Annotated in this window: 8 protein-coding genes and 2 pseudogenes; 4 read left to right on the top strand and 6 right to left on the bottom strand. The window is 57.5% G+C overall.

Annotation, left to right across the window (positions count from 1 at the left end; genetic code table 11):
- Positions 1-2: 2 nt before the first annotated feature.
- The 6 genes and pseudogenes from OS189_RS18710 to parC form a co-directional block, all read right to left on the bottom strand.
- Positions 3-458: pseudogene (locus tag OS189_RS18710) on the bottom strand (GTP-binding protein); the annotation flags it as partial.
- Between the two features lie 2 nt (positions 459-460).
- Positions 461-1,018: pseudogene (locus tag OS189_RS10645) on the bottom strand (GTP-binding protein); the annotation flags it as partial.
- Between the two features lie 144 nt (positions 1,019-1,162).
- A complete protein-coding gene (locus OS189_RS10640) occupies positions 1,163-1,771 on the bottom strand; it encodes a hypothetical protein (RefSeq protein ID WP_267167292.1) in 609 nt (202 codons plus the stop codon).
- A gap of 73 nt (positions 1,772-1,844) precedes the next feature.
- Positions 1,845-2,999 carry a M48 family metallopeptidase gene (locus OS189_RS10635; protein ID WP_267167291.1) on the bottom strand — a complete coding sequence of 385 codons (1,155 nt, stop codon included), beginning with the start codon at positions 2,997-2,999 and terminating at the stop codon, positions 1,845-1,847.
- Positions 2,996-4,261, bottom strand: coding sequence for a DUF898 family protein (locus tag OS189_RS10630; protein ID WP_416237480.1), 1,266 nt, complete (start codon positions 4,259-4,261; stop codon positions 2,996-2,998). The genes OS189_RS10635 and OS189_RS10630 overlap by 4 nt, the downstream gene beginning before the upstream one ends.
- Before the next feature lie 34 nt (positions 4,262-4,295).
- Complete coding sequence (parC, locus tag OS189_RS10625; RefSeq protein WP_267167587.1) at positions 4,296-6,599, bottom strand: DNA topoisomerase IV subunit A; 2,304 nt, start codon at positions 6,597-6,599, stop codon at positions 4,296-4,298.
- Between the two features lie 199 nt (positions 6,600-6,798).
- Here parC and OS189_RS10620 point away from each other — a divergent pair, with 199 nt between their 5' ends.
- The 4 genes from OS189_RS10620 to OS189_RS10605 all read left to right on the top strand — a co-directional run bounded on the left by OS189_RS10620 (position 6,799) and on the right by OS189_RS10605 (position 9,098).
- A complete protein-coding gene (locus OS189_RS10620) occupies positions 6,799-7,359 on the top strand; it encodes an SH3 domain-containing protein (protein WP_267167289.1) in 561 nt (186 codons plus the stop codon).
- 71 nt (positions 7,360-7,430) lie between these two features.
- Positions 7,431-8,261: an SDR family NAD(P)-dependent oxidoreductase gene (locus tag OS189_RS10615; protein ID WP_267167288.1), complete on the top strand. Its 831-nt coding sequence runs from the start codon at positions 7,431-7,433 to the stop codon at positions 8,259-8,261.
- 61 nt (positions 8,262-8,322) lie between these two features.
- Positions 8,323-8,520, top strand: coding sequence for a twin transmembrane helix small protein (locus OS189_RS10610; protein ID WP_267167287.1), 198 nt, complete (start codon positions 8,323-8,325; stop codon positions 8,518-8,520).
- Between the two features lie 5 nt (positions 8,521-8,525).
- The gene (locus tag OS189_RS10605; RefSeq protein ID WP_267167286.1) at positions 8,526-9,098 is read left to right on the top strand and encodes a cob(I)yrinic acid a,c-diamide adenosyltransferase; all 573 of its coding nucleotides are present in this window, start codon (positions 8,526-8,528) and stop codon (positions 9,096-9,098) included.
- The last annotated feature ends 144 nt before the right edge of the window (positions 9,099-9,242 follow it).

Here is a 9,242-nt window from a genome sequence, read left to right as displayed (position 1 = left end):
TTGATCACGCCACGCTCGACACGGCCGGTCACAACTGTACCACGACCGGAAATCGAGAACACGTCCTCGACCGGCATCAGGAACGGCTGGTCAACAGCACGTGCAGGTGTCGGGATGTACTCGTCAACAGCCGCCATCAGTTTCTTGATCGCTTCTTCGCCGATTTCAGGATCGGTGCCGTTCATCGCTGCCAGCGCGGAGCCCTGAATGATCGGAATATCGTCGCCAGGGTATTCGTAGCTGGACAGCAGCTCGCGGATTTCCATTTCAACCAGTTCGAGCAGTTCTGCATCGTCAACCTGGTCTATTTTGTTCATGAAAACAACCATGTACGGGATGCCAACCTGACGGCCGAGCAGGATGTGCTCGCGTGTCTGGGGCATTGGGCCGTCTGCTGCGTTCACAACCAGGATCGCGCCGTCCATCTGCGCCGCACCGGTGATCATGTTCTTCACATANTGATCGCTTCTTCGCCGATTTCAGGATCGGTGCCGTTCATCGCTGCCAGCGCGGAGCCCTGAATGATCGGAATATCGTCGCCAGGGTATTCGTAGCTGGACAGCAGCTCGCGGATTTCCATTTCAACCAGTTCGAGCAGTTCTGCATCGTCAACCTGGTCTACTTTGTTCATGAAAACAACCATGTACGGGATGCCAACCTGACGGCCGAGCAGGATGTGCTCGCGTGTCTGCGGCATTGGGCCGTCTGCTGCGTTCACAACCAGGATCGCGCCGTCCATCTGCGCCGCACCGGTGATCATGTTCTTCACATAGTCCGCGTGGCCGGGGCAATCGACGTGCGCATAGTGACGCGACTCTGTTTCATACTCGACGTGCGCTGTGGAGATCGTGATACCACGGGCTTTTTCTTCTGGCGCACCATCAATCTGGTCATACGCTTTGAAGTCACCGAAATACTTGGTGATTGCTGCGGTCAGTGTCGTCTTACCGTGGTCAACGTGGCCAATTGTGCCGATGTTGACGTGCGGTTTATTACGTTCAAACTTTTCCTTTGCCATGGTGGGCGCCCTTCCAAAAGTCACGAGGCCCGAAGCGGACCTGTATTGCATATGGCGCGCGGCATATTTGGTCTGGCCGGTAAAATCAAGCTGCTCTTGTCACCGCTTCGCAGTTTCGCCGGCCAGAAGGCAAACCAGCCGCCGTTAACGTCCGATGCCAGCCTTGCCGCTGGCATCGCCAGCCTTCACAGTGGCGGCACCGTTGTTAAACCAACCCTCTTCCCCGTTCTTTTTGACAAGAAAGGTTTCGATTTGCTTTACCGCGTTCTGGCTGAGGTTTTTGAACTGCTCTTCGGCGGTTTTTGTATAGCCGGAACCAACGACCGGACCCTGATCAAGTGATTCTACTACCGTGATCTGGTGTGCTTTGGGTGTCAGCTTCTTGTTCTTTGCATCATCCCAGACGGTGATGCGGATAATCATCGCAGATTTCGGGGCCGCAACCACCGGCACGCCGGGAGGGGCTAGGAAATAACTCTCGATGGAAATGCCGAAGTGATAGAGGCGGTCGCCATCGTAACGGTCAAACCGCTCCGACACGGCATCCTGCAACATCTTCGTCATCAGGTCTTTGTCCAGCGCGCGACCAAGGGGAACCTTCTGCACCTTCGGCGCAACGACGATGTTGTGTTTAAGATTGAAATCACCCAGCGGCACGGCAGCCTTGTCCAGATCGGCAGCTCCGTTACAGGCGGCGAGGACACCTGCCACCAACATTGCGCATACCATCCGTATCATCGTGATCCGAGCCATCAATCAACCTCCCTTGGTTCATGCCCCGATACCGCAAGCGCATCCGTGGTGCAATGTGCCCTGTCCGATCCCTTCAATCGCAAACCGCCTGAAGTGACGCCCAATCCTCATCCGTCAGGATATCGCGGTAGCTACGATCCGGCTGCGCTGCGGCACGGGAGCGCTCTATCCGGCTGGTCAGGGTCGGGTGGCTGACAAAGTGGGAAACGATGCCATCCGTATCACCGTACTCGGCGCGCAGGCGATCAAACATATCACCCAATGCGGCGGGCGACACGCCGGCATCTTCCAGCGCGGCATAGGCAAATTCGTCGGCGCCGCTCTCAGCCCCTTGGGCATAGTTCGCGCTGATCAGTTGTTCGGTCAGAAACAACACCGCCGCACCGCCGGCAAAATCCCCCAGCAACAGGCCGAGGATACCGATAGGCCCCGCCGAGCGCAGGGCGTGGCGCGTCGGGTCACGGTTTTCCACGTGCCCGACTTCATGCGCCAGCACCGCGGCGATCTCGTTCGGGCTGAGTGCAGCATCTATCATGCCGCGAAAAAACACCACGTACCCCCCCGGAAGGGCGAAAGCGTTAACCATTTCATGGTCTAGCACAAAAACCTTGATCGCGGCGTCGGTTTCCCGTTCTACGCCCAGTGACACCAGCATTTTTTCGAGCGCAGCCAGACCTTGCGCGCCTTCGCAAACAGGCAGCGGCGGCAATCCGGTGCCGGCAAGCGCCTGCCGGATCTGCCCGAACGTCACCTCGCCCAGCGCACGCTCTCCTGCGGGGGGCACAAAGGTGGCAAGACGGTCGGCAAGCAGCGGCACCAGCACGCCGATTTGTACGGCCACTGCCGCAACCGCCGCGAATGCCCACGCAGCCAAGCGCCCCCGCCCCTTCGGCGGCGCGCGACGTGTCAGATGCGGCATATGCCGCAGTACCAGTGTATCGGCCAGATGCAACCGCGCCAGCGGATCACCCGTCCACCTCAGGATCACGCCTTGCTGCCCGGCCGTATCATCAAGCTGGCGAATTTCATCCAGCGGCCAGCGCACACCGGCCGCAACACTGTCCGGCAGGCCTATTTCCAGCACACCCGCCGCCGTATCAACCATCAGCGTCACGCTGCGCGGCACAGGCGCGTCACCGTCGAAATACCCACTATCGCGGCCATCAAAAATTCGCCCGTCCGGCGCATCTTGCATCGTTCCAACGGGAAGATCGGGTGGCTGGGTCATATCGCCGCCCCCAGATCGAGCGCTTCGGCAAAGCCTTCGGCCTCGGCAAACTCATCCCGCGCGCGCTGGCTGATCTGCGACAGGCCAGCCACATTATTCAGGCTGAGTGTGATGGCCATATGGCGCATCAGCGGGAAGGTTACAAAAACGTGGTGCAGAACGCTCCAGAACAGAAAAACCGACAGATAAAGCGCGGCAATAATCGCAATCGAAAGCCACTGGGGTAAATCGCCCAACGGATCGGCAGTGCCGATCTGCGCCTCGATCATCGCGTCAAACCCGAGCAGGGCCGCGGCAACGCCGAGAACTCCAAGAATTCCGAACAGGAGGATCGTATAGGCAATTGTCGTGCCCAGCACATAAATCACCGAAATCCGCAGACCATTCAGCCGGGAACGCATCTGCACCCCTTGTGCGTGCTTATGATCCGCAAGAATACGCTTGCTGACAAAGCGATAGTGAACGGCACCGTAAACCATCGCAATCATTGCAGGAATAAAGAGAAACAGACGCAATGGGCGCTCCCACGTGAAGGGAATGATGCCAACATCGGCTGCCAGGCCGATACCATTGAGGATTTCATCAAATTCAGCATCACCATCGGGCAGCAAGGGATCGATCCAGATAAGCCAAACCACCAGCCCCCCCGCGAACATCATCGCAACCGCGAAGGGTATCGCCGCGCGGTACAACATTACCCAGCGTCCGCCCTGCTTCAGCCTGCCGGAGCCAAACAACGTCCGGTCGGTTTTGTATTTCTCCAGATAGAATGTCATGCGCGGCCACAGCAGACCAAGCGAGCAGATTGTCACAAGCCAATGCGTCAGCGCACGCCACGCATAGCCCCACGCGCCTTTCTCAAGGCCAAACCGAACACCGCGCCAGCGCGTGCGTGCGAGAACGTAGCGCCGCGCGCGGTATTGGGCATAAAACCAGATCGGGATCACGCCGACAACACTGGCCGAATAGCCCAGAACCGAACTTTGGAAGAGTGAAAAGCTGGCAAACATCAGCAGCAGGTTCACGATACCGATATAAAAGGTCAGAATCACCACCGCGATAAAAAACCCGAGCAGTTTTTCCCAAGGATCACCCACATACTCCAGCGGGTGACCTCCGGGGCGGATGGCAGACCAGTACCACCGCCGCAGGCGCGTTTTCATCCAGAAACGGTAAAAACCGAGGGTCAGCACGGTCCAGAATCCGGATTTCAGTGCAAGCCAGAACAGCGCCGAGCGGTTTCCGACAAACCAGACATCCATGCCCTGTTCGGGCACAGGCGGCGGCGCAATCGGATCAGGTAAACTTGTTATCACGCGGGAAGCCACGGGGCGCCATGCGGCCAGCGCTCGCGCGTTTGCCAGTCCATTCATCCAGCGCGGTTTCGGTGCGCGTGCGCCCTGCGGGGTCAAGCCAGCTTAGCCCGTCTGCGCGGTTGAATGTGATGGCATCGGACATACCGCCATCCTTGTATTTCTGCATCCGCACGCCTTTTCCGCGGCCCATCTCCGGCAATTCGTCCAGATCAAACACCAGCACTTTGCGGTTTTCGCCCACCGCCGCCACGCTATCGCCACTCACGGGCTTGCAGATCATGGCCTGCACATCCCCACGCACGTTCAGCACCTGTTTGCCCGAACGCGTCTGCGCCACCACTTCGGCCTCGGGCACGATAAATCCGTCACCGGCAGAGGATGCGACCAGCAATTTGCCATCAGGCCTATGGATAAACAGCTCGACGATCTGCGCCTCGTTGGGCAGATCAACGATCAGGCGCAGCGGTTCGCCCATGCCCCGCCCACCGGGCAGGTTGGCTGCCGAAACAGTGTAGAAACGCCCGTTGCTTGCAAAAACCAGCAACCGGTCTGTCGTTTCCGCATGGAAAACAAAGCGCGATGCGTCGCCATCCTTGAATTTCAATTCGCGGTTCAGATCGATGTGACCCGTCATCGCCCTGATCCAGCCCATTTCCGAGCAGACAACCGTGATCGGTTCACGATCGATCATCGCTTCCAGCGGTACGTCCTCTATTTCGCCTGCTTCGGCGAATGTTGTCCGCCGCGCGCCGCCTTCGTACATTTTGCCAAACTGCTTTTTCGTTTCGCGCAACTGGTCGGCAATAGTGCTCCATTGCAGGGCTTCGTTTTCCAGCAAATCCTCAAGACCTGCGCGTTCTTCCATCAGTTCCGATTGCTCGCGCAGCAGCTCCAGCTCCTCAAGGCGGCGCAAGCTGCGCAGGCGCATATTCAGGATCGCTTCAGCCTGCACTTCGGACAGCTCACCATCACCGGCGGCGGGCGATACATAGTCCTTTTCGTCCATCGCGCGCACGTGGGTCTTGCCCCAATCCTCGCGCATCAACGCTTCCTTGGGGGCGTCATCATAGCGGATGATGTCAATCACACGGTCAAGGTTCAGGAAAGCGACGATAAAGCCTTCCAAGACCTCCAGACGGTGGTCGATCTTTTCCAGACGGTGGCGCGACCGGCGCTCAAGCACTTCGCGACGGTGATCAAGGAACGCGCGCAGCACTTCCTTCATCGAGCAGACCTTTGGTGTCACACCATCAATCAGCACGTTCATGTTCAACGAAAACCGCACTTCGAGGTCCGAAGCCCGAAACATCATGCCCATCAACACTTCGGGATCGACGTTTTTACTGCGCGGTTCCAGCACCATCCGGACATCTTCAGCGCTTTCATCGCGCACATCGGCGAGCACCGGAATCTTCTTCGTCTGTATCGCCTCGGCGATCTTTTCGATCAGCTTCGATTTTTGCACCTGATAGGGAATTTCGGTGACAACAATCTGCCACTGCCCGCGCCCGAGGTCTTCGACATGCCACCGCGCGCGCAAGCGGAAGCCACCCTTGCCGGTACGGTAGGCGTTTGCAATATTCTCCGGCGGCTCGACGATCACCCCACCTGTGGGGAAATCGGGGCCGGGAACGAAATTAAGCAGCGTATCATCCCGCGCATCTGGCGTTTTGATCAGATGGATACAGGCATCACACAGCTCCGCGATGTTATGGGGCGGAATGTTGGTTGCCATACCGACGGCAATCCCGCTGGACCCGTTGGCCAACAGATTGGGAAACTGCGCAGGCAAAACCGATGGCTCCGTCAGGCGACCGTCATAGTTATCGCGAAAATCGACAACATTTTCTGAAAGCCCTTCCAGCATCGCCTCGGCAACGGCTGTCATGCGCGCCTCGGTATAGCGGCTGGCGGCAGGGTTATCGCCGTCGATATTGCCAAAGTTGCCCTGCCCGTCAACCAACGGATAGCGGACGTTGAAATCCTGCGCGAGACGCGCCATGGCGTCGTAAATCGCAGCGTCGCCGTGCGGGTGAAAATCACCCATCGTGTCGCCGCTGATCTTGGCCGATTTCAAAAACCCACCAGTCGAGTTCAGCCGCAGCCGGTTCATCGCATAGAGAATCCGGCGGTGGACAGGCTTCAGCCCGTCACGCGCATCTGGCAGAGCGCGGTGCATGATCGTGCTCAGCGCGTAGGTCAGGTAACGATCCCCGAGCGCGCGGCGCAGGGGTTCTGACGTTTCTTCGAAACGGGGGGGCACGGGTGGTTTGGTTTTCGACATGGCTGCTGTGTAGCGGCGCGCCCTCATGGCGACAAGCGCCTGCTTACGCAAAATGCACAGCAGCATTGATAACCGTGTTTTTCCGGTGACGACAAAATATTCTTAATTTTTCCCCTCAAAAAAAATCCCGATCAGTGATATTGGAACCTTCGGGGGAAGCCATTGGTTTGGTTTCTAGGAAATCTGCTGGGGCGTAACCATGAAAACATTTATTCTTTTGACATTCGGCTTTCTGGCCTTCGCATTTTATGAGCTGAGCGGCGGCGCGGATTTCGAACCTGCAAGCAAACGCATGGCACAGGCGGAGCCGCAGGCGATTGAGCCCGAGGCGACAGAAACTGTCGTAGTAGCCGCTGCAAACCCCCAGCCCGATAATACAGCGTCAATTACCAAGATCGACAGTAACCCCAGCGTGACCCGTGTTTCCTTGAATCTAACAAACGTGAACGATGCGATTGCCGAAGCCACCGAGCCCACAGTTACCGACAGCACAGAAACTCCGCAGATTATTTTGCCAAGTCTGATTGCCAACACAAACGCATCTGACGCGGCCGAGACAGAGCGCGATATCCGCACGGTTTCCGGTAGCCGCGTAAATGTGCGCGGTGGTCCGTCCACCGATTATGGTATCGTCAGCAAACTGACACGTGGTGAGGCTGTCCAGATTCTGGAAGACAACGGCGACGGTTGGGTTCGCATGAAACCAGTGGATGGCGGCGAAACAGGCTGGATGGCCGATTTCCTGCTCACTTCGGGCTGATCGCAGCAAGGGCGATTGCAATACTTTGAAAAACGGCGCATTTCAGACTTCGTTCATTTGCGAGGCCTGTTATGTCTAAGAAGCGTACCATTCTGATCACCGGCTGCTCTTCGGGCATCGGGTATGCGGCGGCCCGCGGCTTGCGTGATCGCGGCTGGCATGTTTATGCCGCCTGCCGACAGGAACTTGATTGCGCGCGTTTGCGGGACGAAGGATTTGACAGTCCGCGCGTTGATTACACCGATCCCGACAGCATCATCACAGCGCTTGCGGATGTTCTGGAAGATACCGGCGGCACGCTGGACGCCGTGTTCAACAATGGCGCCCACGCGACCCCCGGCGCCGTAGAAGACCTGCCTACCGAAGCGCTACGCGAGATTTTCGAGGCAAATTTCTTTGGTTGGCACACCCTTACGCGCGCGGTCATACCCGTGATGCGCGCCCAGGGACACGGGCGCATTGTTCAATGCTCGTCGGTTCTGGGTCTGGTCGCGCTGCCGTGGCGCGGAGCCTATATCGCCACAAAATACGCACTCGAGGGGCTTACGGATACACTGCGCCTTGAGATGCGCGGCACAGGCGTCCATCCCATCCTGATAGAACCCGGTCCGGTGACGTCTAAAATCCGCAGCAATTCGATCCCGCATTTCGAGCGGTGGATAGATTGGGAAAACTCGGCCCGTGCAGAGCAATATGAAACCAAGCTCGCGCAACGTCTCTATGTTGATAACGGCCCAGACAAATTCGAACTGCCCCCAGAAGCAGTCATGAAAAAGCTGGTCCGCGCGCTGGACTCGCGCAATCCAAAGCCGCGGTATTATGTCACAACCCCTACCCATCTGGCGGGATTTATGCGCCGTATTTTACCAGCACGCACGCTGGACCGCATCCTGAGCCGCTAAGAAGGGTTGCAGAGCCGACAACGCCAGCTACATCGCAAACCAGTACCAAAAGGAACACCCTATGGCCGATCCGTTTTTCATCCTCATCGTCATTGCGATCATCGCGGTGGTCATTGTCCTGATGCTGGGGCTGGGCGGGTTTGCTGGCGGTGGGAAATTCAATAAGGCCAATTCAAACAAACTGATGCGATACCGCATTATCGCGCAATTTATCGCGGTGGTGCTGATTGTAATCTATGTCTATTTCTTCAGAGGATAAGTGAAATGGTTGTTCTGAACAAAATCTACACGCGCACCGGCGACAAGGGTGATACCGCCTTGGGCAATGGCGCGCGGGTGGCGAAGCATGATGTGCGCGTAGAGGCATACGGCACTTCGGATGAACTTAACTGTTTTGTCGGTGTCGCGCGCCTGCACGCAAAGGACGAAACAGACACCGCCCTGTCACGCATCCAGAATGATCTGTTTGATCTTGGCGCTGATCTGTGTCGCCCCGACATGGAAAAAGACGCGGACGCTGAATACCCTCCCTTGCGAATCGCTGGCACACAGGTGGACCGCCTAGAATCAGAGATTGACCTGATGAACGCCGCGCTTGAACCGCTGCGCAGTTTCATCCTGCCGGGGGGATCGGAACTGGCTGCACATCTACACGTTTGCCGCACTGTCGCACGACGGGCAGAGCGCCTCGCCACAGAGCTCGCAACGCAGCAATCCATAAACGAAGCAGCTGTACGTTACCTCAATCGTCTAAGTGACTGGTTCTTCGTTGCCGCGCGAATCGCTAATAACAGCGGCAAGGATGATGTGCTGTGGGTTCCTGGTGCAAACAGATGAAACCATCCACCAGACCACGGCTTACCCTCACCGACGGCACCGAGGCGCAACAAAATTGCGCGCGGTGCGGTGAAATCGAAATAACGTGACGTACCTCTTTGCATTATGCGGCGATTTTACGCTGTTTTGCTGTGGCATGCTTCG

Source organism: Sulfitobacter sp. F26169L, from assembly GCF_026410285.1.
Taxonomy (GTDB): Bacteria; Pseudomonadota; Alphaproteobacteria; order Rhodobacterales; family Rhodobacteraceae; genus Sulfitobacter.
The sequence above is the reverse complement of the archived record's forward strand: the minus strand, read 5'-3'. Positions and strand labels throughout refer to the sequence as shown.